This is a genomic window from Kribbella sp. NPDC056951, assembly GCF_042674205.1.
Taxonomy (GTDB): domain Bacteria; phylum Actinomycetota; class Actinomycetes; order Propionibacteriales; family Kribbellaceae; genus Kribbella; species Kribbella yunnanensis.
Map to the genome: position 1 here is coordinate 78398 of NZ_JBHUQZ010000008.1, position 26678 is coordinate 105075.

At 67.9% G+C, this 26678-nt stretch carries 25 protein-coding genes; 15 read left to right on the forward strand and 10 right to left on the reverse strand.

All coding sequences use genetic code 11. The features are described 5' to 3' along the window. Positions 1–1240: 1240 nt before the first annotated feature. Together ACFTSF_RS28130 and ACFTSF_RS28135 are read right to left on the reverse strand one after the other, a co-directional pair. Positions 1241–2950, reverse strand: a complete 1710-nt coding sequence (locus tag ACFTSF_RS28130) for a right-handed parallel beta-helix repeat-containing protein (RefSeq protein ID WP_380156989.1) — start codon at positions 2948–2950, stop codon at positions 1241–1243. A 196-nt stretch (positions 2951–3146) separates the two neighbouring features. Next, a complete protein-coding gene (locus ACFTSF_RS28135) occupies positions 3147–4853 on the reverse strand; it encodes a right-handed parallel beta-helix repeat-containing protein (RefSeq protein ID WP_380156991.1) in 1707 nt (568 codons plus the stop codon). Positions 4854–4943: 90 nt separating this feature from the next. Here ACFTSF_RS28135 and ACFTSF_RS28140 point away from each other — a divergent pair, with 90 nt between their 5' ends. From ACFTSF_RS28140 to nadA, 6 genes are read left to right on the forward strand one after another with little or no spacing between them, the layout of a single operon-like run. Then, entirely contained in the window at positions 4944–6155 is a 1212-nt protein-coding gene (locus ACFTSF_RS28140) for a glycosyltransferase family 4 protein (protein ID WP_380157343.1), read from the forward strand. A gap of 55 nt (positions 6156–6210) precedes the next feature. After that, complete coding sequence (locus ACFTSF_RS28145; protein WP_380156992.1) at positions 6211–6642, forward strand: adenylyltransferase/cytidyltransferase family protein; 432 nt, start codon at positions 6211–6213, stop codon at positions 6640–6642. Further along, entirely contained in the window at positions 6639–7373 is a 735-nt protein-coding gene (locus ACFTSF_RS28150; protein ID WP_380156994.1) for a CDP-alcohol phosphatidyltransferase family protein, read from the forward strand. The genes ACFTSF_RS28145 and ACFTSF_RS28150 overlap by 4 nt, the downstream gene beginning before the upstream one ends. Continuing rightward, positions 7373–7804, forward strand: coding sequence for an adenylyltransferase/cytidyltransferase family protein (locus ACFTSF_RS28155; protein ID WP_380156996.1), 432 nt, complete (start codon positions 7373–7375; stop codon positions 7802–7804). The genes ACFTSF_RS28150 and ACFTSF_RS28155 overlap by 1 nt, the downstream gene beginning before the upstream one ends. Beyond that, positions 7804–8991, forward strand: coding sequence for a glycosyltransferase family 4 protein (locus tag ACFTSF_RS28160; protein ID WP_380156998.1), 1188 nt, complete (start codon positions 7804–7806; stop codon positions 8989–8991). Before ACFTSF_RS28155 ends, ACFTSF_RS28160 begins: the two co-directional genes overlap by 1 nt. 58 nt (positions 8992–9049) lie before the next feature. Then, positions 9050–10240 (forward strand): quinolinate synthase NadA, encoded by a 1191-nt coding sequence (gene nadA / locus ACFTSF_RS28165; protein WP_380157000.1) that lies wholly within the window; start codon positions 9050–9052, stop codon positions 10238–10240. Here nadA and nfi read toward each other — a convergent pair. Next, positions 10226–10876, reverse strand: coding sequence for a deoxyribonuclease V (gene nfi / locus ACFTSF_RS28170; protein ID WP_380157002.1), 651 nt, complete (start codon positions 10874–10876; stop codon positions 10226–10228). The genes nadA and nfi overlap by 15 nt on opposite strands. A gap of 182 nt (positions 10877–11058) precedes the next feature. Between nfi and ACFTSF_RS28175 the strand changes: the two genes are divergently transcribed. From ACFTSF_RS28175 to ACFTSF_RS28200, 6 genes are all read left to right on the forward strand, one after another. Then, on the forward strand, positions 11059–12153 hold the full coding sequence (locus ACFTSF_RS28175; RefSeq protein WP_380157004.1) for a glycerate kinase: 1095 nt from the start codon (positions 11059–11061) through the stop codon (positions 12151–12153). 107 nt (positions 12154–12260) lie between these two features. Continuing rightward, on the forward strand, positions 12261–12617 hold the full coding sequence (locus ACFTSF_RS28180; RefSeq protein ID WP_344150476.1) for an iron-sulfur cluster assembly accessory protein: 357 nt from the start codon (positions 12261–12263) through the stop codon (positions 12615–12617). Between the two features lie 80 nt (positions 12618–12697). Further along, positions 12698–13372, forward strand: coding sequence for an ABC transporter permease (locus ACFTSF_RS28185; protein ID WP_380157006.1), 675 nt, complete (start codon positions 12698–12700; stop codon positions 13370–13372). Next, positions 13365–14522 carry an ABC transporter ATP-binding protein gene (locus tag ACFTSF_RS28190; protein WP_380157007.1) on the forward strand — a complete coding sequence of 386 codons (1158 nt, stop codon included), beginning with the start codon at positions 13365–13367 and terminating at the stop codon, positions 14520–14522. The genes ACFTSF_RS28185 and ACFTSF_RS28190 overlap by 8 nt, the downstream gene beginning before the upstream one ends. A 98-nt stretch (positions 14523–14620) precedes the next feature. Continuing rightward, on the forward strand, positions 14621–15328 hold the full coding sequence (locus tag ACFTSF_RS28195; protein ID WP_380157008.1) for an ABC transporter permease: 708 nt from the start codon (positions 14621–14623) through the stop codon (positions 15326–15328). Next, entirely contained in the window at positions 15325–16287 is a 963-nt protein-coding gene (locus tag ACFTSF_RS28200) for a glycine betaine ABC transporter substrate-binding protein (protein WP_380157010.1), read from the forward strand. The genes ACFTSF_RS28195 and ACFTSF_RS28200 overlap by 4 nt, the downstream gene beginning before the upstream one ends. Here the strand turns inward: ACFTSF_RS28200 and ACFTSF_RS28205 are convergent. Both ACFTSF_RS28205 and ACFTSF_RS28210 read right to left on the reverse strand, forming a co-directional pair. Further along, positions 16259–16525 carry a hypothetical protein gene (locus ACFTSF_RS28205; protein WP_380157012.1) on the reverse strand — a complete coding sequence of 89 codons (267 nt, stop codon included), beginning with the start codon at positions 16523–16525 and terminating at the stop codon, positions 16259–16261. The genes ACFTSF_RS28200 and ACFTSF_RS28205 overlap by 29 nt on opposite strands. 112 nt (positions 16526–16637) lie before the next feature. Next, positions 16638–17174: a hypothetical protein gene (locus ACFTSF_RS28210; RefSeq protein ID WP_380157014.1), complete on the reverse strand. Its 537-nt coding sequence runs from the start codon at positions 17172–17174 to the stop codon at positions 16638–16640. 142 nt (positions 17175–17316) lie between these two features. On the opposite strand from ACFTSF_RS28210, the gene ACFTSF_RS28215 reads away from it, so the two are divergent. Further along, positions 17317–17847: a sigma-70 family RNA polymerase sigma factor gene (locus ACFTSF_RS28215; RefSeq protein ID WP_344150497.1), complete on the forward strand. Its 531-nt coding sequence runs from the start codon at positions 17317–17319 to the stop codon at positions 17845–17847. Beyond that, complete coding sequence (locus tag ACFTSF_RS28220) at positions 17837–18436, forward strand: hypothetical protein (RefSeq protein ID WP_380157016.1); 600 nt, start codon at positions 17837–17839, stop codon at positions 18434–18436. The genes ACFTSF_RS28215 and ACFTSF_RS28220 overlap by 11 nt, the downstream gene beginning before the upstream one ends. Here ACFTSF_RS28220 and ACFTSF_RS28225 read toward each other — a convergent pair. Then, positions 18433–19872, reverse strand: coding sequence for a DHA2 family efflux MFS transporter permease subunit (locus tag ACFTSF_RS28225; RefSeq protein WP_380157018.1), 1440 nt, complete (start codon positions 19870–19872; stop codon positions 18433–18435). The two genes, ACFTSF_RS28220 and ACFTSF_RS28225, sit on opposite strands and share 4 nt — an antisense overlap. A 94-nt stretch (positions 19873–19966) precedes the next feature. Between ACFTSF_RS28225 and ACFTSF_RS28230 the strand changes: the two genes are divergently transcribed. Beyond that, positions 19967–20677 carry a TetR/AcrR family transcriptional regulator gene (locus ACFTSF_RS28230; RefSeq protein ID WP_380157020.1) on the forward strand — a complete coding sequence of 237 codons (711 nt, stop codon included), beginning with the start codon at positions 19967–19969 and terminating at the stop codon, positions 20675–20677. On the opposite strand, the gene ACFTSF_RS28235 is transcribed toward ACFTSF_RS28230, so the two are convergent. The 4 genes from ACFTSF_RS28235 to ACFTSF_RS28250 all read right to left on the reverse strand — a co-directional run bounded on the left by ACFTSF_RS28235 (position 20674) and on the right by ACFTSF_RS28250 (position 26669). Further along, positions 20674–23178, reverse strand: a complete 2505-nt coding sequence (locus tag ACFTSF_RS28235; protein ID WP_380157022.1) for a PEP/pyruvate-binding domain-containing protein — start codon at positions 23176–23178, stop codon at positions 20674–20676. The two genes, ACFTSF_RS28230 and ACFTSF_RS28235, sit on opposite strands and share 4 nt — an antisense overlap. Before the next feature lie 107 nt (positions 23179–23285). Next, entirely contained in the window at positions 23286–24461 is a 1176-nt protein-coding gene (locus ACFTSF_RS28240) for an ArgE/DapE family deacylase (RefSeq protein WP_344150512.1), read from the reverse strand. A 15-nt stretch (positions 24462–24476) separates the two neighbouring features. After that, a complete protein-coding gene (locus ACFTSF_RS28245; protein ID WP_380157023.1) occupies positions 24477–25181 on the reverse strand; it encodes a hypothetical protein in 705 nt (234 codons plus the stop codon). A gap of 141 nt (positions 25182–25322) precedes the next feature. Next, entirely contained in the window at positions 25323–26669 is a 1347-nt protein-coding gene (locus ACFTSF_RS28250) for a serine hydrolase domain-containing protein (RefSeq protein WP_380157025.1), read from the reverse strand. Positions 26670–26678: the final 9 nt, after the last annotated feature.

Genomic DNA, 26678 nt, shown 5'->3' on the forward strand with positions numbered 1-26678 from the left:
CCTGACGGGCTGTGGTTGCCGCCGACAGCAACCAGGCTCGCAACCTGACCCGCCGCGGCGGGCACAGCCGATCAGCTGGTACGGGGTGCCGAGCGCGGTTAGTTGACTGGTCTGGGGTGCCGAGGGCGATTGGCTGACTGACTGGCGGAGTCGAACCTCCATCGGAACCACCAGATCCACCACGACCCGCCAACGAACGGCCGCCACCAAGCGTCCGACATGTCCCTTCACACCCGTCCGACATTTCCCGCCAGACCACAAGCCTGAAGCGGCAGCCGGGCGAGCCGAACGCCCAGCCGGTGCAGGTCCCCAGGCGAAGAGTCCGCAGCCCCGACGGACACCTCCAGCAACGAAGCCGAGCATCCTGCGACCGATCCGTTCCCGCTGCGCTGTTCCACGGGTACGGCGGCCCGGCCGGGACCCGCGATCGACAAGCCCCACCTCAGGCGCCCACCCCTCGCATCCAGAAACCACAGTCGGTCGTCCCGAGCTGCGCTCATCTCGGTCGCCGTCGGCATCTGGTCTGCGCCACCTAGCCGGTCAGCCTCAGGACACGTTCGGCTCGGTCGCCGACCGCATCCGGTGGCAATCGCCTAGCCGGTCCGCCTCGCGCGCGTCAGCGCGGTTGTCGGCTGCGTGCGGGTGTAGCCACTTGGCCGGTAGCTCCAGGCGATGGCCAGCGCGGTGGCGGACTGCTGTTGTTTTCCATCCACCTGGCCGGTTGGCCCAGGCGACGGTCAGCTTGGTCGCCGGCCGCATCTGATCTGCGGCAACCGAAGCCCGTCCGCCCTAGGCGGCGTACACCTCGGTCGCCGGCCTCGCCAAGCAGCTCAGCCACAGGTCTGGCCAGCCACACTTCCTCTGTAAGTCGGCCGCAGCGGCGGGCAACCACCGCCGTAGGTTCTCGGCCGCATCCGTGCCGCCGTTAGTCGGAGGTTTTTCGGCGCATACACCCGAAAAACTACCGACTAACGCGAGACGGTCGTGCGGCGGCAGATGTAGGGCGAGAGTGATCATCCATGAACCGGTCCCAGCCGAGGTCAGTGGGTTCGGGGCGGCAATTTTTGGGTGCTAATTGAGAAATTGTTACCGGCTTGGGCGGGTGGCGGACGTGGGGCACTCACCAAGCGGGGTTGGGGGTGGTTGCTGGGTGATGGTTGAGCGTGGGGGCGGGAGTTGGTGAGTGGGGGCGGTCCGCAGGTGGGTGGCTGGCGAGGTGAGTGGCCAGCCTGGTGAGGGGTTAGCGGGGTGGGGGGAGGCGGTTTTGGGTGAAGGTGCTGGTGGGGTCTTGGCCTTCTTGTTGCCATTGGCGGGCTGTGTACCAGCGGCCGGTTTTCTGGAAGCGGGTGGAGGTGAGGCTGTCCAGGCGGTAGGTGTTTTTGTCCAGGGTGACCTCGCCGGCGGGGATTACGGCGCCTGAGTTTTGGACCATGCCGGTGGCAGTGGTGCCGCCGCGCATGGTGATCAGGTTGCCGGTGACGGTGATGTCGCGGAGGAGGTTGACGCCCCAGGGGCCGGAGCCGCGGGTGCGGGACTGGATGGCGATGCCGTTGACGTTGTTGCCGACTACGTTGTCGCGGACTGTGACGTTCGAGGAGGTATTGATGTTGATGCCGCCGCCGTCCCACAGGGACTTGCCGGAGCCTCGGCCGGTGCCGTGGCCGTTGCCGGTGACGAGGTTCTTCTCGATGACGCCGTTGCGGCCGATTTCGAAGCGGATGCCGTCGGCGGCGTTGTCCACGATGGTGTTGTCGCTGAACGTGCGGTTGTCGTCGTAGGCGTCGCTCCAGAGGCCGACGCCGCGGTTGTCCTTGATCAGGTTGCCGGAGACGGTGCCGCCGTTCGACCAGGTGGTTTTGATGCCGCCGGATTCCCAGTCGGCGATCCAGAAGCCGTCGGTGTTGTTGTTCCGTACGTCGTTCTCGGTGATGGTCCCGTTGGTCGTGCTGTACTGGCCGACGCCGAGCTGGCCGTTGTCGTGGATGCTGTTCTTCTCGAGGGTCGCGCCGTCCGCGTTCACGAGCATGACGCCGACGGCGTGGTTCCAGCGGACCTCGTTGCCGGTGGCGCGCCACTTCGGGCCGAGGACGAGGGCGCCGCCCTGGGGTGCGGTGGCGAAGTGTTCGATCGTCAGGCCGCGGACCGTCACGCTGGCCGCGTTGGAGGCGATGGCGGTGGCGGTCTTCGACATCTCGACCGACTTCTTGCGCGGATCGGTGCCGAGGTAGACGGCGTTCGCGGTGTAGTCGGCGTAGAAGGTGCCGGCGGCAACCTTGTCGCGGGAGGCGACGCGGGTCAGGTGCTTGCCGTCCACGAACACTTGTTCGCGGAGGTAGCAGATGTTCGCCACGTTGTCCTCGCACTGCCCGGTCTGCGTGTACGCCGGGGGTAGCACTCCCGTGGTCACCCAGTCGTCACCGTTTGCCGCCCACTGGGTGAGGGGGATCGATCCGGTCAGTACTGCGCCGTTCTCGCCGGTGAGCACCTGGTTGGACTTCGGGGCGATGGTCGTGCCGATCCGGTGCAGTCCCTTGGTGAAGCAGAACGTCGTCCCGGCCGCAGCACCCGCCACCACCTTGGCCGCGTCATCCTCCGGCGTGATCTGCACACCGGGACACGCGGGATTCGCAGGAGGAGTCGTGGGGTCCGTGGTCGGCGTCGGAGTGGTCGGTCCAGGCGTAGGCGTCCCGGGCGTCGGCTTGCCGGTGGGATCGTCGGCCGGCCCGATGGCGATCAGGTCGTTGCCAGACTCGAGATCATCGGTTGGGTGGGCTGTGCCGGGGTCGGCGGTGGGGCGGGGGACTGCGCCCGGGGCAGCGTCGTCGGGTAGGCGGATGCCGACGGGGCTGTCCGGGGTGGGGACCGGGGTGCCTTGGGCGGTGGCGGCCAGGAGGGCAGCGGTGAGGGTGCCGGTGGCAACTACTGCGAGAACGGTGAGCGGTGGTTTCACTGAGGAGCCTCCGGGGGGCAACGTAGTTCCTCGGCGCACCCCCCAAGGCGCGACTTCAAGTCAGCAGCGTACTACGTCGGGTAGTCATTGCAACCCTCATTCCGTTGCTTTATGCACCAAATTTACAGACGTTGCAGAGGGCATCGATCACGCAGCGCGAATTCGGTTGCGAACAGTAATTGCGGCGCGCGCGTGATCAGTTCGCCAGGAAGGTGCTGATGGTGTCCAAGCCGGCGTCCTGCCAGCCGTCGGCGGTCAGCTTGGTGCCGAACTTGGCGAAGCGCTTGGCGCCGAGGGCGTCGAGCACGTACTTGTTGCCGGTGAACGTGACCTCGCCGGCCGGGACCGGGGAGGCGGTGTTCTGGACCATGCCGGTCGCAGCAGTGCCGCCGGTCATCGTCACGGTGTTGCCGGTGACCTCGATGTCGCGGAGGACGTAGGCGCCCCAGGGGCCGAGACCGCGGGTGCGGGACTGGATGGTGATGCCGTTGACGTTGCCGGAGACCGAGTTGCCGCGGATCTTCACGCCGGTCGATGTGTTCACGTTGATACCGCCGCCGTCCCACAGCGACGTACCGGAGCCGCGGCCGGTGCCGAAGCCGTTGCCGGTGATGGTGTTGTTCTCGATCACGCCGTTGCGGCTGATCTCGTAGCGGATGCCGTCGGCGGCGTTGCCGGTGATCTTGTTGCCGCTGATCACGCGGCCGTCGTCGGCGACGTCGGCCCACATGCCGACGCCGCGGTTGGCCTTGATCACGTTGCCGCTGACCGTGCCGGAGGAACGGGTCGACTTGATGCCGCCGGACTCCCAGTCGGCGACCCAGAAGCCGTCGGTGTTGTTCTCGCTGATCACGTTGCGGGTCACCGCGGCCGCGGCCGAGCTGTACTGGCCGAGGCCGAGCTGGCCGTTGTGGTGGATGAGGTTCCGGTCCACCTTGGTGTTGTTCGCCTTGACCAGCATCACGCCGACCGCGTGGTTCCAGCGGACGTCGTTCGCGGTCACCTTCCACGATGGGCCGGACACCAGTGCGCCGGCCTGCGGAGCGCTCGCGAAGTGCTCGATGGTCAGCCCGCGCACGACCACTCCGGTCGCGCCCGACTCGATCGCGGTCGCGGTCTTCGACATCTCGACCGCGTGCCCTGCCGGGTTGCTGCCGATGTACACGGCATCTGCGGCGTAGTCGGCGTAGAACGTCCCCGGAGCAACGGACGCCAGGCTCGCCACACGGGTCAGATGTGCTCCGTCGACGAAGACCTGCTCCCGCAGGTGGCAGATGTTCGCCTTGTTGTCCTCACACTGCCCAGACTTCCCGTACGCCGTCGGCAGCACCCCGCGGACGACCCAGCGATCGCCGTCGGCGGTCCAGCCAGTCAACGGCACCGACCCCGTCAGTACGGCGCGATCCGCGCTCGCCAGCACCTGGTTCGCCTTCGGGCGGATCGTGGAGCTGATCCGGTGGACGCCGGCCGCGAAGCAGAACGTCGTACCGGCTGCTGCCGCACTGACAACCTTTGCCGCGTCGTCGCCCGGATCGATCGACACACCGCGGCAGGGTCCCGCGAGGGCGGGACCGGCCGAGCCCTGGTCGACGACGGGCACAGTCGGTGCAGTGACGGAAGGCACCGGGACCGTGGGCTTCGTGGGGGCCTTCGACGGAACGGGCTTCTTCGACGACGGCTGCCCACCCGCGGTGCCCTTCGACGACGGGTGGTTCGTGGCGGGCTTCGACGCATGGTGGGTGGGCACCTTGCCCCGCGCGATCGAGGGATCCGAAATCGCGCGTGACTTCACGGCACTGGTGGCGTTGTTCTCGTGTGCGATCACCGGGAGGGCGACCGTAACGACCGCGACGGCAGCAGCGATGAACGCTGCGAACCATGCCGTAGAGCGCTTACTGCTCAAGGAAACCCTCCGGGGTTTGCGGTTCGACACCGGCCTGGATACACCAGCCGTAGCCACCGCGAGACTTAAGGTAGTGCCATGCGGGTCGCCATGTTGCACAACCGTTACCGGAGTGGTCAACCCAGCGGTGAGAACACCGTCGTCGCGCAAACGGTTGATTTGCTGGGTAACTCAGGACATGAGATCGACTTCTACGCTCGGAACAGCGACGACATCGCCGAGATGGGCCGAAAAGATCGCGCATTGTTACCGTTCCGCTCCGTATGGTCATTTTCGGCCGAACGCGATTTAACACAGCTATTGCAAGCGAACCGGCCCGATGTGGTGCATGTGCACAACACCTTCCCGCTGTTCAGTCCGTCGGTTCTGCGTGCGGCGCACCGGTTGGACCTGCCGGTGGTGGCGACTCTGCACAACTTCCGGCTGATGTGCGCGAACGCCGTACTGCAACGCGACGGTGGTCCTTGTGACTCCTGTGTCGGCAAGCTTCCGCTGGCCGGGGTGCGGCACAGCTGCTACCGCGAGTCCCGGGTGCAGACGCTGCCGTTGGCAACCAGCATCGGCATCCACAACACCATGCACACCTGGCAGCGGTACGTCACCAAGCTGATCGCGCCGTCGGAGTTCGTGAAGGAGCGGTACGTCGCTCACGGATTCGACGCGGACCGGATCGTCGTGAAACCGCATGCGGTGCCGCATGACGGTCAGGTCCGGACCGGGCCGGGTGATGCGGTGGTGTTCCTCGGGCGGCTGGTTGAGGACAAGGGGTTCGCGGATCTGTTGCGGGCCTGGGATTCCTCGCTCGGCAAGCTGGTGGTGATCGGGGACGGTCCACTGCGTGCCGAGGCCGAGGAGCGGGCCCGCGAAGACCTGTCGATTCAGGTTCTTGGTCAACTACCGTGGGCGGATTGCATGGATGTGCTGCGATCCGCGCGCGCCGTCGTCGTACCGGCGCGTTCGTATGAGACCTTCGGACTCGTGGTGGTGGAGGCGTTCGCGCACGGCGTTCCGGTGGTTGCGTCCCGGCTCGGCGCGCTGGCGGAGCTGGTGGACGACGGTGAGACCGGTGCGCTGGCCGAGCCCGGCGACCCGGAGGGACTGCGCAAGGCGATCGGGCTGGTGACGGATCCGGCGACTTCGGTAGCCTTCGGCGAGCGGGCCCGCCAGGTCTACCTGGACCGCTTCACCCCGGAGCGCGACCTCGCGGCCACCGAAAGGATCTACACGGATGCGATCGCCGAGCACGCGCGCGGCGAAGGTTTCCGGAAGGGACGCTGGGCACGTCGTGACGCAGAGGTATAGGGTCACCGCTGACGGTCAGGCCGCACATCGGCCCGGCCGCGCACCAGGACGCTCCGTGGGGGAGCCGCAGGGGGAACACAGTTTGTCGCAGCAAGGATTCTTGGCCGGGGTCTTCGACCTGTTCCACGTCGGGCACCTCGACGTGCTCGAGCGGGCCCGCCAGGCGTGCGACCGGCTGGTCGTCGGCGTGCTGACCGACGAGTGGGCGATGGACGCCTGGGGCGCGCGGCCCTTCGTGCCGCTGGTCGAGCGAGTCCAGATCCTGCAGCACCTGCGAGCGGTCGACGAGGTAGTCGTGATCGACGACGTGGATGTGCAACTGCTCAAAGGCCGGCTGGTCTTCGCGGCCGACGTCGACGGTGTCCTCGGTGCGGACGACCTGAACGGCGTACCGGGCCTGCACGAGCTTCCAGATGTACGGATGTCCTCCAGCACGATTCTGCGCGCGGCGATCGACCAGCGGCAGTCCCGCAGCTCGGTGGCATGACCGCCGGGTCCCTGGGCGAGGTCGTCGCCCGGCTCTCGCGGGCACAGAAGCCTTCGGCTGGTACGCCGGCTTATTCGCGGTTCGTGAATCGGCGGATCGGGCGGGTGTTCGCGGCGACCGCGTTTCTGGCCGGGCGGACGCCGAATCAGGTCAGCATCACCAGCGGGCTGTGTTCGCTGGCCGGGATCGCGCTGGTCGCGACCGTGCGGCCGTCGTTCGGGCTGGCGTTGGCGGTGACCGCGTTGCTCGTGCTCGGGTACGGGCTCGACTCGGCCGATGGTCAGCTGGCGCGGTTGCGGGGTGGCGGTTCGCCGCTCGGTGAGTGGCTGGATCACATGATCGACGCGGTGAAGATCGTGCTGCTGCACAGCGCCGTACTGATCTCGTTCTACCGGTTTGATGCCTTTAGCAACGAGCTGGTGCTGCTGATCCCGCTGGCCTATCTCTGCTTGTCGTCGGTGCTGTTCTTCGGGCTGATCCTGATCGATCAGCTGCGCCGCGGTCATGGTGGTGCCCAGAAGCCCAACCAGCGTGGCGATTCCGTGCTGAAGTCGTTGCTGATCGCACCGACCGACTACGGCGTACTGTGCCTGGTCTTCCTTGCCTTCGGCACCCCGTTGCTGTTCGCCGTCCTGTACGGCGGTTTGCTCGCGATCAACCTGTTGTTCCTGGCGGCGGCCGTCGCCAAGTGGTACCGGGAGATGGCTGCGTTGCAGCCGGTGCGCGGCTGATGGCCAATCTGATCATGGGCCGTGTCGGCTACGCGCCGGGTGTCTACGACATGTTCCACATCGGTCATCTGAACATCCTGCGCCGGGCCCGCGAGCACTGTGATCACCTGATCGCCGGGGTCGTCGAGGACGATGTGGTGACCCGGATCAAGGGCCGTCCGCCGGTCGTTCCGCATGACGAGCGGATGGATGTCGTGCGGGCGCTCGGGCTGGTCGACGAGGTGGTCAGCGACTGGTCGAGCGACAAGTTCGAGATGTGGAAACAACTCCGGTACGACGTCCTGTTCAAGGGCGACGACTGGAAGGGCACGGAGAAGGGGACCCGGCTCGAGCGGCTGCTCGGTGAGGTCGGGGCGCAGGTGCACTACTTCCCCTACACGGCGTCCACCTCGAGTACGGATCTGCGCCGCCTGCTGGAGGGCATGAACTGATGACGAGCCGTCCGAAGGTCCTGATCAGCGCGTACGCGTGCCGGCCCCAGGGCGGTTCGGAGCCCGGCGCAGGCTGGGCGTGGGCGAAGGCCGCGGCCCGCGATCACGACGTGTGGCTGCTGACCCGGCGGAAGTTCGCTCACGAGATCGCCGACGAGCTCGCGATCCGGCCGGTGCCCGGACTGACCGTCGTACCGCTGGAGCTGCCGCGCTGGCTGCTGAAGCTGCGGCGACGGCCCGCGGATGTGTACTGGTACTACCCGCTCTGGCAGCGGCTGGCCGCGCGGACCGCGCGTGAGTTGCACGCCGAGCACTCGTACGACGTCATTCACCACTTGACGTTTGCCGTCGACTGGATGGCGGCCGGTGTGGTTCGGCCGTCGTCGGCGAAGGTGATCTGGGGGCCGGTCGGTGGTTCGACGACCGCGCCGCTGTCGATGGCGCACTGGCTGGGACCGCGGGGTGTGGTCGGCGAACTGGTGCGCCGGGTCTACACGGGTCTCCGCCGGCACCTGACCGGGCGGAAGGCGGCTCGGACCGCGGACCTGATGGTTGCCCAGAACAACGATGTCGCCGAGACCTTCCGTTCCTACGCCCGGGAGATCGTCGTCCAGCCGAATGTCGCGATCAGCCGCTTCACCGCCTCCGGCCCGTACGAGCCGTTCGGGCCGCCGGGCGTGAAGACCGCGCTGTTCGTCGGCCGGCTGATCCCGTGGAAGGGCGTGCTACTCGCGATCAGCGCACTCGCCCGCCCCGAGGCCGCCAACTGGGTGCTCCGGATCATCGGCGACGGTCCGGACTGGGAGCGCGCCGAGCGGCTCGCCCTGCAACTCGGGGTCCGCGACCGCGTCGAGTTCACCGGCCAGCTACCCCGTGAGTCGGTGCTCGCCGCGATGTTCCGGGCGGACGCCGTACTGGCTCCTGCCCTGCGCGAAGCCGCCGGCTGGGCGGTCACCGAAGCCCTCGCCTCCGGGTGCCCCGTCGTCTGCCTCGACCGCGGCGGCCCCACCGTCATCGTCGGCCCCGGCGAAGGCGTCGTCGTCCCTTGGCAAGGCGATCCAGTCGGAGGTCTGGCCCAAGGCCTGGCCTCCCTCGATGGCCGCATCACCCCCGTCGACCGCTGGGGCCCCGACCGCCTACCGGACCTGCTCAGCAAGTGGTACGCCGGAGCCCACGTCTCGCATTGAGTTTCACGATCCGGGCAGTGACGTGGCACACGCGTCAGCTGTCCGTGGACGTGACACGATGATTGACGTGACGACGATTGCCGATGGCCCGAAGTCCCTGCCGCTGTTGTTCCTGGGTCAGAACACCGATCCGCACTCCGAGCGGGGTGTCGAGTGCCCCGGAGCGTTGCCGCCGGCATCCGATCCGGACCTGGTTGAGCGGGCTCTGAAGGCGAAGGCTGCGCTGGGTGACCAGGTATTCGTGCTGGGTCACCACTATCAGCGTGACGAGGTGATTCAGTTCGCTGACGTCACCGGCGACTCGTTCAAGCTCGCGCGGGACGCGGCGAACCGGCCGGATGCGCCGTACATCGTGTTCTGTGGTGTGCACTTCATGGCTGAGTCCGCCGACATCCTCACCAACGAGAACCAGACGGTGATCCTGCCGGACCTGGCGGCTGGGTGCTCGATGGCGGACATGGCGCGGATCCAGCAGGTCGAGGCGGCCTGGGAGGCTCTCGCCGACGCTGGGGTAGCCGATGTGACGGTCCCGGTCACCTACATGAACTCGAGCGCCGACATCAAGGCGTTCTGTGGCCGCAACGGCGGAGCGGTTTGTACGTCGAGCAACGCCGACGTGGCGCTCGCCTGGGCGTTTGAGCAGGGCGAGAAGGTGTTGTTCCTGCCGGATCAGCACCTCGGCCGAAACACCGCCGTACTGCAGATGGGCATCTCGCTCGACGAGTGTGTCGTCTACGACCCGCACAAGCCGGGTGGTGGGCTGACGAAGGAGCAGTTGACGGCCGCCAAGATGATCCTGTGGCGCGGGCACTGCTCGGTGCACGGGCGGTTCACGCCGGAGTCGGTCGACGACGTGCGCTCGCGGGTTCCCGGGGTGAACGTGATCGTGCACCCGGAATGCCGGCACGAGGTCGTCACCAAGGCCGACTACGTCGGGTCGACGGAATACATCATCAACGCGCTGGCGAAGGCCGAGCCTGGTACGTCGTGGGCCGTCGCCACCGAGCTCAATCTGGTCCAGCGGCTGGCCAAGCAGAACCCGGACAAGAACATCGTCTTCCTCGACAAGACGGTCTGCTACTGCGCCACGATGAACCGGATCGACCTGCCGCACCTGGTCTGGGCACTGGAGAACCTGGTCGCCGGTCACGTCGTCAACCCGATCAAGGTCGACGCCGACACTGAGCACTACGCCAAGATCGCCCTCGACCGCATGCTCGCCCTCCCCGGCAAGTCAGCCCGCGACTAGAGCCGCACGACACAACCTGTCGGCGGCGCGAGTCGTCTCCGGCAGGCGGTACCGCGGTGCAAGGTGCAGGGTGTGCCTGACTGCGGTCGCCAGGCTCACCCGGTGGCCGATCGAGACGTAGACCGGTTTGACCCGCTCCTGGGTCCGTACGACGGCACCCACGACCTCGTCGTCGAGCATCAGCTCTGCAGTCGCGCCGCGCGCCGCCCCAGGCTCGGCATGCGTCCCGACGAACGCCGTCTTGGCGACACCGATCGACGGGATCCCCGTCAGCACCCCGAGGTGTGAGGCGAGCCCGAACCGGCGTGGATGAGCGAGACCTTGCCCGTCGCACACCAGCAGGTCAGGTGTGGTCGAAAGCTGCTCGAGCGCGCTCAGCAGCCCCGGCACCTCGCGGAACGCGAACAGCCCGGGCACGTACGGGAACGCCGTGCGCCCGAGCACCACGGCGCGGTCAACCTCGGCGAGGGTCTCAAAATCCAGTACGACGATCGCCGCGGCCAGGCGGTCGCAGTCGTACGCGACATCCAGTCCGGCGGCGTACCGCGGAGGTCGGCCATCGTCGGTGCGGTCAACCTGGTCGCGCAGTTCGTGCTGAACGGCGATCGCCTCGGCCGCGCTGGTGGGCCAGCTCACCGGCCGAGTGTAGGGCGGATCTGTGCCACTCACTAAGTGACTTTTGGAGTGGCTGCGGGGTGTTGGCTGAGCGTGGAGGTCCGGGTGGTGGGGGAGTTGGTGAGTGTTGGCGGTCCGTAAAGGGTGTCCGGCGGATGGCTGGTGGGGAGCGAGTCTGGCTGTGGGTGGGGGAGGATGTGGGCATGCGAGTGCTGATTGCGCCGGACAAGTTTGCCGGGACGTTGACCGCGGTCGAGGCGGCTGCGGCCATCGAGGAAGGGTGGCGGCGGCGGGATCCGCAGGCTGAGGTGCTGGTGGCGCCGATGGCTGACGGCGGCCCGGGGTTCATCGACGTGCTGTCCGCGGTGGTGGACGGGAAGCTGCTGGCGGTGACTGTGCGCGGGCCGCTGGGCGAGGACACGCCGGCGACTGTGCTGCTCGCGGGGGAGACGGCGTACATCGAGACCGCGCAGGCGTGCGGACTGCACCTGGTGGAGCCGAAGGACCGGCGGCCAGAGGACGGTACGACGTACGGCGTGGGTCAGCTCATTGCCGCGGCTATCGATGCCGGGGCCAGGCGGATCATCCTCGGCCTGGGCGGTTCGGGCACGAACGACGCGGGTGCCGGACTGCTGGCCGCACTGGGTGCGACCGCGGTGGACGGCGATCTGGCGGCCGGTGCCGCCGGGCTGGCGGAGCTAACCGCGGTGGACCTGGAGCCTGCGCTGGCCCGGGTGGCCGGGGTCGAGTTCGTGGCGGCGAGCGACGTGGAGAACCCGATGCTCGGGCTGCGCGGCGCGACCAACATCTTCGGGACCCAGAAGGGCATCACCGACGAGCGCAAGCCCGCGGTGGACGGGTATCTGACCAAGTTCGCGGAGCTGGCCGGGCGGAAGACCGCCGACCAGAAGGGCGCGGGCGCGGCGGGCGGGCTCGGATACGCGCTGTTGCTGCTGGGCGCCGAGCGGGTGTCCGGGATCGACTTGGTCGCGGCGCTGACCGGGCTGAAGGAGAAGGCCGCCAAGGTCGATCTCGTGCTGAGCGGTGAGGGTGCGTTCGACTTCCAGTCCCGCGACGGCAAGGTGATCGCCGGGGTGGCCAAGGTCGCGAACGACGCGATGCGGCCGTGTGTGGTGCTGGCCGGCAAGGTGCTGATCGGATCGCGGGAAATGCGCACGATGGGGGTCGAATCGGCGTACTCGCTGGTCGACGCGGTGGGCGAGGAGCAGGCCTTTGCGGACCCGCACGGGTCGCTGGCCGCGGTGGCCGAGCGGGTGGCCAAGACGTGGGCGCGGTGAGCAAGATTCTTGATCCTCAAATTAGGTGTGCGACCATGGGAATGTTCGCGGACCGGGTGAGGTTGACCGGTGTTGACAGGATTTTTGCGAGATGACTGGAGTCAGGAATGACTGAAGCGCAGACCGAGCAGTCCGTCGCCACGGGTGTGCTCCTCACCGACGGGGCCGCAGCAAAGGTGAAGGCGCTGCTCGACCAGGAAGGCCGCGACGACCTCGCGCTCCGGGTCGCCGTACAGCCGGGTGGCTGCTCCGGGCTCCGGTACCAGCTGTTCTTCGACGAGCGCAACCTCGACGGTGACGTGGTCGCCGACTTCGACGGTGTGAGCGTCGTCACCGACCGGATGAGCGCGCCGTACCTCAAGGGTGCGTCGATCGACTTCGTGGACACGATCGAGAAGCAGGGCTTCACGATCGACAACCCGAACGCGACCGGCTCCTGCGCCTGCGGAGACTCGTTCAACTGATCCACCCCTGAAGCCCCCGGCCACCACTGGTGATCGGGGGCTTCGGCCTGTTCCGACACGCCGCCTGACCTGCGCACCGTGTGAAGCGAACGCTTGCTGGGTACGAGCCGCATATGTGGGACTACATCACCGAGCGGCACGCTCAGCTGCTCTATCAGAGCTATCAGCATCTGAGTCTGGTGATCCAGTGCGTGCTGCTGGCGACCGTGCTCGCCGTGGCGCTGGCAGTCTTCGTCCACCGCAACCCAAGAGTCGTCGCGCTCGCCGGAGGGGTCAGCGCGATCGGTCTGACCATCCCGTCGTTCGCGCTGCTCGGCCTGCTGATCCCGCTCGCCGGCATCGGTACGGCGACCTCCGTGATCGCGGTCACCTTCTACGCGACCCTGCCGATCCTGCGGAACGCCGTCGTCGGCCTGGCCGGGGTTGACGCCGCCCTGATCGAATCCGCCCGCGGAATGGGCATGGGCGCCGTCCGCACGCTCATGCGGATCGAACTGCCATTGGCCTGGCCGGTCATCCTGGCCGGGGTCCGGGTCTCCGCGCAGATGTCGATGGGGATCGCCGCCATCGCGGCGTACGTGCTCGGTCCCGGGCTCGGGAGCTTCATCTTTACCGGACTCACCCAGATCGGTGGCGCGAACGCGCTCAACTCAGCTCTGGTCGGCACCCTCGGAGTGGTGCTGCTCGCTCTTGTCCTCGACGCACTGCTGCTGCTCGCCGGCCGCCTGACCACCTCAAGGGGTATCCGTGTCTGAAACCACCGGTGTCGACATCGAGCTGATCGATGTCGTGAAGCGGTATCCGGGCCAGAAGCGCGCCGCCGTCGAGAGCCTCAGCCTGCACATCCCGGCCGGGGAGATCGTGATGTTCGTCGGCCCGTCCGGCTGCGGCAAGACGACCTCGCTGAAGATGATCAACCGCCTGATCGAGCCGACCTCGGGCACGATCCGGATCGGCGGTGAGGAGGTCGGACGGCAGCACGACGACGACCTGCGCCGCCGGATCGGGTACGTGATCCAGGGCGGCAGCCTGTTCCCGCACATGACGGTGACCCAGAACATCGCGCTGGTCCCGGGACTGCTCGGCTGGGACCGACGCCGTACGGCGGAACGTGTCGACGAACTGCTCGAGCTGGTCGGCCTCGACCCGGCGCGGTATCGCGATCGCTACCCGCGTGAGCTGTCCGGCGGTCAGCAGCAACGAGTCGGTGTCGCGCGCGGCCTGGCAGCGGATCCGCCGGTGATCCTGATGGACGAACCGTTCGGAGCCGTCGACCCGATCACCCGGCAGCGGCTGCAGGACGAGCTGCTCAGCATCCAGGAGGAACTGCGCAAGACGATCGTCTGCGTCACCCATGACTTCGACGAGGCGGTCAAACTCGGCGACCGGATCCTGATCCTGACCGAGGGTGCCAAGATCGCCCAGTACGACGTACCGGAGGCGATCCTGGCCAATCCGGCCGACCGTTTCGTCGCGGACTTCGTCGGGGCCGGTGCCGCGCTGAAACAACTCACGCTGAGCCGGGTCAGCGAGATCGACCTATGCCGCCGGACCGCCGCCCAGATCGGGGATCCGGCGATCGACGTCGTGCGGGCCGCGCAGACGGCCGGTGACGACTGTGTGGTGATCCTGGACGCGAAGCGGCGGCCGGTGGACTGGATGTGGACCCGCGACCTGCTTGACCTGGACCGGATTCCCGCACCGCATCACGACACCGACCTCGTCACCATCGACCGGCGAGCGACGCTGAACGACGCCCTCGACACGATGCTGGTCTCGAGCCACGGCAGCGCGGTCGTGACCGGCCGCCGGGACGAGTACCTCGGTGTCGTCGACTTCCAGGCCGTGCTCACCCGGATCCAGGAAACCCACGACGAACACAACCCCACTGAGGTTGTCGCATGACCACACTCGACTCCAGACCTCCGGAGGGTCTCGCTGATGCGAAAGCGGCTGCGGCAAGTCTGGCGAGCAGTCAGCCTCGGAGGCCGAGTCTGGGGTTGATGATCGGACAGCCGTTGTTCGTGGCGGTCGTGCTGGCCGGCTGGGCGATCTGGCGGTCGCAGGCCGAGCTGGACTCGATCGAGAAGCGTCAGCTGGACTGGGGGTTGCTCGGCCGGCTGACCGTCGAGCACCTGAAGCTGACGCTGGTGGCCACGGTCATCGTGCTCGCGATCGCCGTACCGCTCGGGATCGCACTCACCCGCCCGCGGTTGCGGCGAGCCGCGCCGCTTGTGGTCGCGGTGGCGAACGCCGGACAGGCGGCGCCGGTGATCGGGCTGATCGTGCTGCTCGCGATCTGGCTCGGCTTCGGCTTCTGGACCGCGATCCTCGCGTTGTGCCTGTACGCGATCCTGCCGGTACTGCGGAACACGATCGTCGGCCTGCAAGGTGTGGATCGGACCCTGGTCGAGGCCGGCCGGGGGATGGGGATGTCGAACCGGTCGGTGCTCGGCCGCATCGAGCTGCCGCTCGCCGTACCGGTGATCATGGCCGGGATCCGGACCGCGCTCGTCCTGGTCGTCGGGACGGCGACGCTGGCCACGTTCATCGACGCCGGTGGACTCGGCAGTCTGATCACCACGGGCATCCGGCTGCTCAGGTATCCCGTGCTGATCAGCGGCGCGATCCTCGTTGCCGCGCTGGCGTTGCTGATCGACTGGGCGGGCCGCGTCCTCGAAGAGGTCACCCGGCCGAGGGGACTGGGATGAAAAAGCTACTAGCCCTCGGTATGGCGTTCGTGCTCGCGGGCTGCGGTCTCGGGACCAGCGGCGGCTTCGTGCCAACGGGTTCGCTGAACGGTCCGCTGAAGTCCGTAGCCCTGGATGGGTTGACCATCGGGATCGGCTCCAAGAGCTTCCAGGAGCAGCTGATTCTCGGCAAGATCGCCGCGATCCTGCTGCAGTCGGCGGGCGCGGAGGTGAAGGACCTGACCAACATGCCGGGCAGCGACACGTCTCGGCAGGCGATGTTGCAGGACCAGATCCAGTTCGCCTGGGAGTACACCGGGACCGCGTGGATCTCCTACCTCGGCCATGACAGCGGCATCCCGGACAAGCAGCAGCAGTACGACGCGGTCGCCAAGGAGGACCGCGAGAAGTACGGACTGATCTGGCTGAAGCCGGCGCCGATGAACAACAGCTACGGGTTCGCGGTCACCCGGAAGACGGCCGAGCGGCTGAAGATCAACAAGCTCTCGCAGGTCGCGTCGCTGCCCGCCAAGGAGCGCACGTTCTGCGTCGAGTCCGAGTTCGCCAACCGCAACGACGGCTTCGAGCCGATGCTCAAGCACTACGGCATCCCGCTCGGTACCGGCGTCCAGCGCAACGACATCCGGACCCTCGACACCGGCGCCGTGTACGTCGCCACTCAGAACGGCGACTGCTTGTTCGGCGAGATCTTCACCACCGACGGCCGGATCAAGTCACTCGACCTGGTCGTGCTCGAGGACGACAAGAAGTACTTCCCGGCGTACAACGTGGCGCCGGTGGTGAGCAAGAAGGTGCTCGACCGCTACCCGCAGCTGCCGAAGCTGTTCGAGCCCGTGTCGGACAAGCTCACCGACGAGGTGCTGATCGACCTGAACGCCCAGGTCGACGTCGACGGCCGCGAGCCCGCCGACGTCGCCATGGACTGGCTGGTCAAAGAAGGATTCGTACTGCGCGACTAGGGCGGTACAGCTCGGCCGCGGCGATCGACACCGCGACCGACAGCAGCAGGAACCCGCCGTACGTCGTCACGAGCCCGGCCCCAGACGGGTCTTGTCGACTGATCCACCAGAACAGCAGGACGCCGCCCGCAATCCCGATCACGCCGGCCGACCGCGACCAGAGTCGTCCGAACCACAACAGTCCACCGAGGAGCAGGGCCGGGATGAAGACCATCCCGGGCCCGGCCAGGTCGACCACGCAGACCAGGGCGAGCAGTCGCCACCAACGCGACCGGCCGGCCGAACGGACGCCGTACAGGACGCCGAACGTGAGGACGAGCGCGGGCCGGCGGCAGCGGCACGAGGAATGTTCACCAGGACACGGGCAGACAGGCTTGGCGTGGGCCCGCCGCGCCGTGGTGGTCGGTCGGCATCTCGTGGATGACGACCGCGCGGGTGCCTGGCAGCGGGGTGAACGGGACGCGGGTGAGCGAGAATCCGGTCCCGGCCTGGGTCACCTTGAAGTCCAGCCACACCTCGGTGGTCTCGTCCACCTTCGGCGGGACGATTCCGGCGACGGTGTCGGAGTTGTAGTGCGGTCCGGCCGCGGCGCCGTTGCCGGTGACGCAGGGGCCGGTGTGCAGGTGAGCGCCGAATTCGCGGCCGGCCACCGATTGGTCGATCCCGCGCACCTTCAGGATCACCAGACTGCGGCCCTGTCGCTGGACCATCAGGAACTTGGCGCGGGCGTGGTCGAACGGCCCGGCGGTGCCGAGCTGCAGATCACGAAGGTTGCCGCGAGCCCGCACCACCTCGGCGGGGCTACTGGCTTGGGCGGGCGCCACACTGACCACGGTCGTGGTCAGCAGGACCGCCGCTGTCGCTGCGAGATACCTGGGTACTGTCATGACTCCCCCTATCGGGTCCATGCTGGGAGCAGGATCACTTCTACAGACGGGCCGTGGTGCCGGTCCGGGTGACACGGAAAATAAGCTCCTCGCGCTGTCACCCGGTTGATCGACTCACTCGTCCGTCAAAGTGATGGGGGCTATGAGTGAAACCGCAAGACTGGTGGGCGCCGGGGCGGATTCCGACGCCTTGGTCGTCACGCTGTTCCGGGCGGAGGGAGCACGGCTGACCCAGCTGGCCCGGTGGTTCGTCGACGACCGGACGGCTGCCGAAGACCTGGTTCAGGAGGCGTTCCTGCGGCTGGCCCGCAACCAGCACCGGATCAACGATCAGGATCGCGCGGCGGCGTACCTGCGATCGATCGTGATCAACCTGGCCCGCGACCACAACCGGCGCGGTCTGGTCTCGCTGCGGCACCGGCCACCGGCCGAGGTGGACGAGCGCTCCGCCGAGGACCTGGCGGCCGAGGACGAGAGCCGCCGCGAGGTGATCGAGGCACTCCGCGATCTACCGCGCCGGCAGCGTGACTGCGTCGTACTGCGGTACTACCTCGAGCTGTCGATCGACGCGATCAGCAAGACCCTCGGACTGTCGCCGAACTCGGTGAAGACCCATCTGCGACGCGGTCTGCATTCGCTCAAGACACATTTGGAGGAGCCGGATGACAAGTGACCAGTCGCCCATTGAGCGAAGGTTGCACGAGGCACTCGGGCCGGCGCAGCCGCGGACGACCTCGCCCGACCTGTTCGACCGGGTGCTCGGCAGCATCGCCGACGATCGGGCCCGGCGCCGCCGGATCCGGTACGGCGCTCTGGCCGCGGTCACCGTCGCTTCGTTGCTCACGGCAATTGTCTTGCTGGTCACCCCGCGGAAGAACGGACACCTGCTGATGAACTGGTGGATTCTCGAACTGTTCACGACCGCCGTACTGATCGGGCTCGCGCTCTGGCTCGGCCCGTTCATCAAACGCTTCGGCCGGGCCTATGCCGCGGATGTCTTCCACGACAACCCGCAGACCGGCAAGAGCTACATCGTGCTGACCGACATCGTCTACTACCTGATCTTCGCCGCGTACATCCTGTTCACGGTCACCTTGGAGCCGCGTGAGTCCTGGGGGCTGAACGTGCTGCCCAGCCAGGTCGCCTTCGAGGCGGCCCGGCTGGGCGGCATCCTGCTGATCATCGGGGTGCTGCACGGCCTGAACATCGTGCTGATGCCCGTCCTCGGCCGCCTCTTCTCACTCAACCGCCGGCTGCCCTAGTGGGCCGAGACTCCTTCGCGGGCGCGCTTCGGGAGCAGCCAGGTGACAGCGAGGCTGACGATGAAGAGCGCGATGGCGACCAGGACAGTTGTCTTAGTGGCGCCAAGGAAGGCGTGGTCGGGCAGTAGCTGGAAGAAGACCGTGCCGAGGACCGCGACACCGATCGCGCCGCCGAACTGCTGCATGGCGGTCAGTACGCCGGAGGCCGAGCCGGCAGCCTCGTCGTCGATCGAGGCCAGGATGATGTCGAACAGCGGCGCGAACACCATGCCGGAACCGATGCCGCAGGCAAGCATCGCGGGGACCAGGTTCCAGACCGTGGTGGCGTCGCCGTAGTGATGCAGCGTGAACCACATGCCACCCATGGCCAGCGTCATCATCGCGACGCCGAGTTGCAGTGCCGTGCGCCCGAGCCTCGGCGCGAGCAGTCCGCCGGACAGCGGTGCGCCGATCGCGATACCGAGCGAGAACGGCACCATCGAGAGGCCGGCCTTGAGCGGGCTGTAGTGCAGTCCGAGCTGGGTGAACAGGTTGAGGACCAGCGTGAACCCGGACATCGCCAGGAAGAACGTGGTGATCACGGCGAGACCGGCGACGTACCCGCGATTGCGGAACAGGGACGGATCGATGACCGGGTTGCCGGAGCGTCGCTCGCGCCAGACGAAGAGCGCGAAGACCGGGATCGAGGCAACCATCATCACGATCGACCAGACCGGCCAACCGAGCTCGCGGCCCTGGACCAGCGGGTAGATCAGCAGCCCGGAGGCGAGGCTGACCAAGAACACACTGGCCGCGTCGAGCCGCTGCGCACCGGCAGTCTTCAGCTCGGGCATGAAGCGCAGTGCGCCGAAGATGGCCAGCAGACCGATCGGGACGTTGATGAAGAAGATCATCCGCCAGCCCTGGCCGAACCAGTCGGCGTCGATCAGCACACCGGCCAGGATGGGGCCGGCGACCGCGGACAGGCCCATCACCGGGCCGAACAGTGCGAACGCCTTGCCGATCTCTGCGGGCGGGAAGACGGACTTCAGGATCGCGAATCCCTGCGGGATCATCACCGCGCCGAGCACGCCCTGCGCGACCCGGCTGCCGATCAGCAGTTCCGGCGACGTGGCCAGCCCGCAGAGGGCGGAGGCGAGGGTGAAGCCGACCGCGCCGATCAGGAACAGGCGGCGGCGGCCGACCAGGTCGCCGAGCCGGCCGAAGGTGATCAGACCGATCGCGAACGCGAGGGTGTAGCCGGCCAGCATCCACTGCATGGCGGACTCGGATCCGCCCAGTTCGGCGCGGATCGACGGGGCGGCGATGTTGACGATGGTGGCGTCGACGAGATCCATGATCTCGGCGACGAGCACGGTGGCGAGGACGATCCAGCGCCACCGGTACGCCGTTGGTTCGGCGGCCACGGGGTCCGTGGCGAGGGTGGGGGTGCTCATCGATGGCTCCAATGCGAACGGTGTTCGTTGACGAACACTGTTCTACGCGCGAACATTGTTCGTGTCAAGTACAGTGTTCGCTACCATGGGTCGTATGACCCACACCCCGTGGCAGCCGATCAGTCCGGTCAAACCCGCCCGCCCGGTCAAGGAGCCGTTGACCCGCGAGCGGATCGTCGACGCCGCGATGCGGCTGATGGTCGAGCAGGGGTACGACGCGGTGTCGATGCGGAAGATCGCCCAGGTGCTCGATACCGGCCCGGCCTCGTTGTACGCGCACGTCGCGAACAAGAGTGAGCTCGACCAGTTGCTGGTCGACCGGGCGGCTGAGCAGATGAAGCTCCCCGAGACGCCTGATCCGGAGCGCTGGCAGGAGCAGCTCAAGGACGCGATGCGCGAGATGATCCGCGTGATGCGCGCGAACCCGGGCGTCGCGCGCGCCGCGATCGGCAACGTTCCGCTGGGGGAGCAGGCCTTGCTGATGACCGAGCGGATTCTCGCCATCCTCAAGGCCGGCCGAATCCCCGACCAGGCCGCCGCGTGGGCGGTCGATCTGATCCCGCTCTACGTGACCGCGGTCGCCTTCGAGGAGACCGTTCAGAATGCCGCGGCCTGGACGCCGGAGGATGTCACGCACTTCACCACTCAGATGTCGGAGTTCTTCAAGCAACTCCCTGTTGACCGCTTCCCGTTCACCGTCGCGCTGGCGGTGCCCATGACCTCAGGTGCCGAAGGCGACGAACGTTTCGAGTTCGGCATCACGGTGATCGCCGCCGGCCTGGCCTCTCTGGCCGAGAAGGACTAGATCTTCTCGACCGTCCCGGCGGCGCCGTCGACCGTGACGAGGTCGCCGGTCGCGAGGCGGGTGGTGGCATCCGGTACGCCGACCACCGCCGGAATCCCGTACTCCCGCGCCACCACCGCGCCGTGCGAATTGGCACCGCCCATCTCCATCACCAGCCCACCGGCGGTCAGGAACAGCGGGGTCCAGCCGGGATCGGTCGATGGCGCGACGAGGATCTCGCCGGGCTCGAGCTGAGCGCCGACCGGATCGAGGATCACCCGGGCCTTCGCGGTCACCGTGCCGGCCGACGCCGGGCTGCCGATCAGCGCGCCCTCGGCGGCCTGGGGAATCGCCAGCGTCTCAGGCTCGACGCCGTCCGACTCGATCAGTCGCGGCACCCGGCGGCGGCGCAGCTCTTGGTCGTACGCCGCGCGGCGCTCGGTGACGATCGCCCGCAGGTCGACCGGCGACCGGAGCTCGCGCAGATTGAGAAAGAAGACATCGGTGGGGGAGTCGAGGCGCCCGGCCGCGACCAGTTCGGCGCCGACCTGACGGAGCTCCCGTCGAGCTGCAGCGAGGATGCGGACAAGTAGGTACTTCGGAGTCTCGCGCAGACCGGCGAGTTCGCGGGTCCGGCCGAGGGCGAAGCGCGCGATCCGGCCCCGCAGCGGGCTGACCCGCAGCGCCAGCTCAGCGATCTTCGCCGAGGCAGCCGCCGAACCCGCCTTGAACTGGAGATCGGGAGCGAGTGCTGGATCGGTCTGCCGCAGATAGTTGGCCAGAACGCCGATGAGGTGAGCCGGGTCCTCCGACCAGCGCGGCAGGCCGAGGTCGATCTCAGCCACCGCGCGATGACCATAGACACCGAGGAAAACGGACAGTCCATCCTGCGCGACCTTCGGCAGTCCACCGGATCGGTAGCGCTCGGCAACGATCTCGGCCGGCTCCTCGAATGCCTCGGCCGACGCCTCGTCGGCACGAATCCGCTGCGCCAGCGACCACAGCTCAAGGTCCATCTCGGTCGTCACGTTGTGCGGTAGCCCGCGTAGCACGGTCTGCAGCTCGCCCGGCTGAACCGCCTTGCCGAGCACAATCCGCGCAACGGCCAGCATCAGGAATCCCGCGGCCGGTGCGGGCAGCAGTCGCGGTATCAACGGGATGACCTCGCGCCGCAGCAGCCGCTCGACGAAGTCCAGTCGCGCGGTCGCGGAACGCGAAGCGGCCGCCAGTAGCAAATCCAGTCGCGCGGAGGTCCGGCGTACCTGGAAGTGGGCGAGGCCCGGCGCCAGGATGGCGGCCAGCACGCGGAGTGGTACACCCCTCCGAAGCACCACTCGCGCGAGCCGACCGCCGGCTTCCCGGCGCGACGACGTCAGTACGGCGAATCGCGGGTCCTCGAAGACATGTCGCAGTACGGCGGCCGATCGCGCCTCCATCACGTCGAACACCCGCGGCACGATCGTCCGGCCGACCGTACTGCGCACGGCCGGGGTCAGGTCGACGAAGAACCGCTGCCCGGCCTCCGTGTACGCCGGTGGTCCGTCGAGCGGCTCGTCGACCCGCGCACCGAACAGCTCGGCCACCGAGGTCGCGATCAGCCGGAATCCGGCCAGTCCCATCGGCGTGATCGGCCGGACCAGACCCTGCGCGAGACTCGCGCACAGGTAGATCCGCGGGCTCGATCCGTCCATCCGCTGCGGCGGAATCGGGTAGAGCGTGGTGATCGGGCGGGCCTGTGTCAGCCAAAGCTTGCCTTCGGCATCGAGTGCCCATTCGGTGTCCTGCGGTGTGCCGTAGTGCGCCTGCACCTGCCCGCCGAGCGTCGCGAGGGCGCGCACCTGCTCATCGGTCAGGCAGTCATGGACGAGCCGGCGCTCGTGGATCGCGCCGCTGGCGGTGTCGACGACGAAGTGGTCCGGGTTAACCGCACCGGAGACAACCGCCTCGCCGAGTCCGGGGGCGGCGTCGATGACGGCCTCGTTGCGCCGGCCGGTCAGTGGGTTCGCCGTGAACAACACGCCTGCGGCCTTGGTGTCGACCATCCGCTGCACGACAACCGCGAGTGCGACCGTGTCCTGATCAACCTCGTTGGTCTCGCGATAACTCCAGGCCCGATCAGTCCACAGCGACGCCCAGCAACGCCGTACGGCGTCCACTACGGCGGCGGCCCCGACCACGTCGAGGTAAGTGTCCTGCTGCCCGGCGAAACTCGCGAAGCCCAAGTCCTCGGCGGTCGCCGACGAACGGACAGCCACCGGAACGTCGGTCCCCAGTTCCGCGTAGGCCGAGCGAATCGCGGCCTCGATGTCGGCAGGCACCGCGGTTGCGAGGATCGCTTCCCGCCTCGACGCCGCGTCGCCGACCGCCGGAGCGACCTGCCGGTACGCCGGAGTTGTCACGCAGAAACCGTCCGGGACCGGGAACCCGGCGCGGAGCAGGATGCCCAGGTTGACGGCCTTGCCGCCGACCGAATCCAGCTCGTCGGCGCCCACCTGCCCCAGTTCGACTACCCAGTTGGTCATGTGCGCCCCTTCCCGAGCCTTAGCAGGAGGTTAACGGGCCCGGGACCAAGAATTCAATAAGTGATGAATTACTGGTTGTGTGAGCCGCCTCACCGGGGGTGCCCGGCTCAGCCGAGCAGCCGGACCGCGGCCAGCAGGTAGGCCCGGGCGGCGATCGTGAGCTCGGCGATCGGGACGGACTCGTCGGCGCGGTGCGCCTGATGCGCCACCGAACCCGGTCCGAGGATGACGACCGGGATGCCGAGGTCGCGGTCGACGTACCCGCCGTCGCAGGCCGCGCCCCACCCGGCCAGCGGAACGTCCGGACCACCGGCGTCGCGACGGGCGGCCTCGGTGATCTCGACCAGTTCGGCGTCGGCCGGGGTCTCGAACGGCGGCATCTCCATCGGCATGTCCAGGTCGACCGTCAGCCCGCGGTCCTCCAGGTGCAGGGCGGCGACGCGGTCACGCAGGTTGTCGAGGACGGCCGCGGGGGATTCGCCCGGCAGCAGCCGGCGGTCGGCGACGACGACGCATTCGGCCGGCACGATCGATCCGCCGGTACCGCCGTTGATCTGGCCGACGCTCCAGGTCGCCGGACCGAGCAGGGGATGCGGATCCGCGGCGAGCTCGGCGTGCAGGCGCTCGATCTCGGTGATGATCGCGGTCGCGCCGTAGATCGCGTTGGCACCGGCCGCCGCGTTACCGGCGTGGACCGCGCGCCCGTGGACGGCGACCCGCAGATAGGAGTCGCCCCGTGCCGCGATGATCGTCTGCAGATCCGTCGGCTCGGCGGTGATGCAGGCCGCGTAGGAGCGAGTGTTGTCCCGCACGAAGGCGCGGATGCCCTTGCCGGTCTCCTCTTCGTCGACCACGGCCGCCAGCTCGACCGGGCCGCTCAATTCGACGTCTCGCAAGGCGGCGAGTGCGGCCACCGCGGCAGCCAGCCCGCCCTTCATGTCGGTGGCGCCACGTCCGTAGATCCGGCCGTCGCGGATTTCCGCGCCGTACGGGTCGGTGGTCCAGCCGGCACCGACCGGTACGACGTCGGTGTGGCCGAGCAGGAGCAGTCCCGGGCCGGTGCCGTTGCCGACAGACAGGCTGATGTTGTCCCGCCCGGGCTCGACTGTCGTGGTTTCCACGGTCAGTCCGAGTTCGCGGCCGACCGCGTCGAGGACGGCGACGGTCGCGGCCTCCTCGCCGGGTGGGTTCTGACCGGTCGCCCGGACCAACGCCGTACAGACCCTGAGCAGCAGGTCCTCGTCGATCCGGGCGAGCAGACGCTGTTCTTCGGCGGTCGTCATACCGCCAACACTAGGTCAGCGGACAGGGGAGTAGTCGTCCCAGACGACGCTGTTGCCGGCGATGTAGGCGCGGAAGCTGAAGGTGGCGGCCGAGCTCCACCGATAGCTGGCCTTGCCGTTCGAGCCCGCCTTCACCTTGGTGAGCTGCTTCCAGGTCGAGGTACCGGCCTGCTTGTACTGCAGGACGATCTCCTTGCCGCCCCACGGAACGAACTTGTTGATCGCCGGACGGTAGTTGCCGGCCGCGGTGTTCAGTGTGTAGGTGCCGCGCGACTTGGTGACGGTCAGGTCCACGGCCGAGACGAACTTGTTCATCCGGTTGAAGGTCGCCAGCTTCGCCACCGCGTTGCCTTCGGAGTCCTCGCCGTCCTCGTCGCCGGTGAAGGTCACGACGCCGACCGGCGAGACCTCCGAGTAGAGCGTGAACTTGGCCTGCCGGCTGCCGTTGAGGAACTCGATCAGGATGTTGTCCGGGTCACCCTTCTGACGGCCGTGCCAGTCGGCGTTGTACAGGTTCGCCGGGCAGCCCTTGCCGTAGGTGATCGTGTAGTGCGTCTGGCGGTTGTTCATGACGAGCCGCTCCGGCACCGCCGGGTAGCACGTCGGCAGTTCGGCAGCGGCCTGCGGGGCCGCGGGTGCGGCGGCCTGAGCGGGTACGGCGGCCGCGAGGCCGGTCGCCAGCAGGCCAGTTGCCGCGAGCAACGACAGGGTGGAGCGCATGGAGGTCCCCTAAGGTGTGATGACTTTGGCTGTCCGCCACGCTAGACAGCCGAAGCCCACCCCGGTGGGGGATCGACCTGATCGTGCATGTTCGGCGGGACCGCGTTGCCCGATCAGGTCAGCACCCGTTGCCCTGGGCCCTCACTCCGAGGTGAGAGTGAACTCCGTCGGTGCGAACGACACGTTCAGCCGGCCGTCCACCGTCATCCGCCCGTCGCCGATCCGGCAGCTGAAACGCGCCGAGTGCGGCCCCTCGAGCCAGCGGATCGTCGCTACCAGTGCGTCACCGTCGCCGTACGACGTGGTGACGACCCGCTCACTGCCGGCGTCGCTCTCGCGCCAGCCGCCGGTGGTGAAGAGATGACTGTCCGACCCGAAGGTGAGGGATGCGCTGCCATCGGCGTCCCAGCGGACCGACTGCAGGAAGCCCGGATTCTCGCCGAAGGTGTAGGTCTGCCCGTCGCCGCCTTGCGCTGCCGGGCCGGTCGGTGCCGGGATCTCCAGCACCTCGGGTCGTGCCACCACCGGCACCTCTTTGCCTTCGAGGGCAGGCAGCAGGTGATCCCAGATCAGGTCCAGCTCGGCCTGCATGTTGGAGGCGGCGCTGGTGACGATCAGCACCGCGTCGTGATCGGGGATGCCCAGGATGAACTGACCGAACGCACCATCAGCCCGATAGGTGTTGTGCCGGCCGCGCCAGTACTGGAAGCCGTAGCCCAACCGGCTGTCCGTGTTGGTCTGGTTGTCGTTGGACACCTGCTTGGTGGTCGCGGCCTCGATCCACTCGGCAGGGACCAGTTGCGAACCGTCCCAGACACCGTGCTGCAGCGCGAGCTGCCCGATCTTCGCCATCGACTCGGTGCTCAGACTGAGCCCCCAGCCGCCGAAGTTGATCCCCTCCGGCGACGATCCCCAGGTCGCCTCGGTGATTCCGAGCGGCGTGAACAGCCGCGACTGCAGGTAGTCGAGCAGGGTCTCGCCGCTCACTCGCTGCAGAATCGCGGACAGCATGTAGGTCGCGCCGCTGTTGTAGACGAACGGCGCACCGGGCTCGTGCTGCACCTCGAAACCGAGGAACGACCGCACCCACCCGCGGTCCTGGCTCATCTTCTCGACGGTGTCCTCGGAGTGCCCGGTGCTCATCGTCAGCAGATTCCGCACCGACATCGCGGCCAGGTTGTCGCTGATCGTCTCCGGCAGATCCTCGGGCCCGAAGAACGAGACCACCTTGTCGTCGATCGTCAGCAGCCCGGCGTCGACGGCCAGCCCGATCGCGATCGCGGTGACACTCTTCGACACCGAGTAGAGCGTGTGCGGATCGGCCAGCCGGTACGGCGCCCACTCCGCCTCCAGCACGACGTGTCCGTGCCGCAGCAGGATCACGGTCTGGAACTCCTGCTCGGACGCGTCCATGGCGGCCACGAACGCGTCGATCGCGGCGGCGGATAGTCCTTGGTCGGTTGGGGTACTGCGTGGAAGGCTGCTCACCCCAGGCAC

Excerpts from the sequence above, each read along its gene's own strand:
- ACFTSF_RS28215 (WP_344150497.1), top strand. The coding sequence starts at position 17,317 with ATGAGTGAAACCGCAAGACTGGTGGGCGCCGGGGCGGATTCCGACGCC.
- ACFTSF_RS28155 (WP_380156996.1), top strand. The coding sequence starts at position 7,373 with ATGGCCAATCTGATCATGGGCCGTGTCGGCTACGCGCCGGGTGTCTAC.
- ACFTSF_RS28180 (WP_344150476.1), top strand. The coding sequence starts at position 12,261 with ATGACTGAAGCGCAGACCGAGCAGTCCGTCGCCACGGGTGTGCTCCTC.
- ACFTSF_RS28175 (WP_380157004.1), top strand. The coding sequence starts at position 11,059 with ATGCGAGTGCTGATTGCGCCGGACAAGTTTGCCGGGACGTTGACCGCG.
- ACFTSF_RS28140 (WP_380157343.1), top strand. The coding sequence starts at position 4,944 with ATGTTGCACAACCGTTACCGGAGTGGTCAACCCAGCGGTGAGAACACC.
- ACFTSF_RS28150 (WP_380156994.1), top strand. The coding sequence starts at position 6,639 with ATGACCGCCGGGTCCCTGGGCGAGGTCGTCGCCCGGCTCTCGCGGGCA.
- ACFTSF_RS28195 (WP_380157008.1), top strand. The coding sequence starts at position 14,621 with ATGATCGGACAGCCGTTGTTCGTGGCGGTCGTGCTGGCCGGCTGGGCG.
- ACFTSF_RS28220 (WP_380157016.1), top strand. The coding sequence starts at position 17,837 with ATGACAAGTGACCAGTCGCCCATTGAGCGAAGGTTGCACGAGGCACTC.
- ACFTSF_RS28230 (WP_380157020.1), top strand. The coding sequence starts at position 19,967 with ATGACCCACACCCCGTGGCAGCCGATCAGTCCGGTCAAACCCGCCCGC.
- ACFTSF_RS28240 (WP_344150512.1), bottom strand. The coding sequence starts at position 24,461 with ATGACGACCGCCGAAGAACAGCGTCTGCTCGCCCGGATCGACGAGGAC.
- ACFTSF_RS28235 (WP_380157022.1), bottom strand. The coding sequence starts at position 23,178 with ATGACCAACTGGGTAGTCGAACTGGGGCAGGTGGGCGCCGACGAGCTG.
- ACFTSF_RS28225 (WP_380157018.1), bottom strand. The coding sequence starts at position 19,872 with ATGAGCACCCCCACCCTCGCCACGGACCCCGTGGCCGCCGAACCAACG.
- ACFTSF_RS28245 (WP_380157023.1), bottom strand. The coding sequence starts at position 25,181 with ATGCGCTCCACCCTGTCGTTGCTCGCGGCAACTGGCCTGCTGGCGACC.
- nadA (WP_380157000.1), top strand. The coding sequence starts at position 9,050 with ATGATTGACGTGACGACGATTGCCGATGGCCCGAAGTCCCTGCCGCTG.
- ACFTSF_RS28210 (WP_380157014.1), bottom strand. The coding sequence starts at position 17,174 with ATGACAGTACCCAGGTATCTCGCAGCGACAGCGGCGGTCCTGCTGACC.
- ACFTSF_RS28200 (WP_380157010.1), top strand. The coding sequence starts at position 15,325 with ATGAAAAAGCTACTAGCCCTCGGTATGGCGTTCGTGCTCGCGGGCTGC.
- ACFTSF_RS28160 (WP_380156998.1), top strand. The coding sequence starts at position 7,804 with ATGACGAGCCGTCCGAAGGTCCTGATCAGCGCGTACGCGTGCCGGCCC.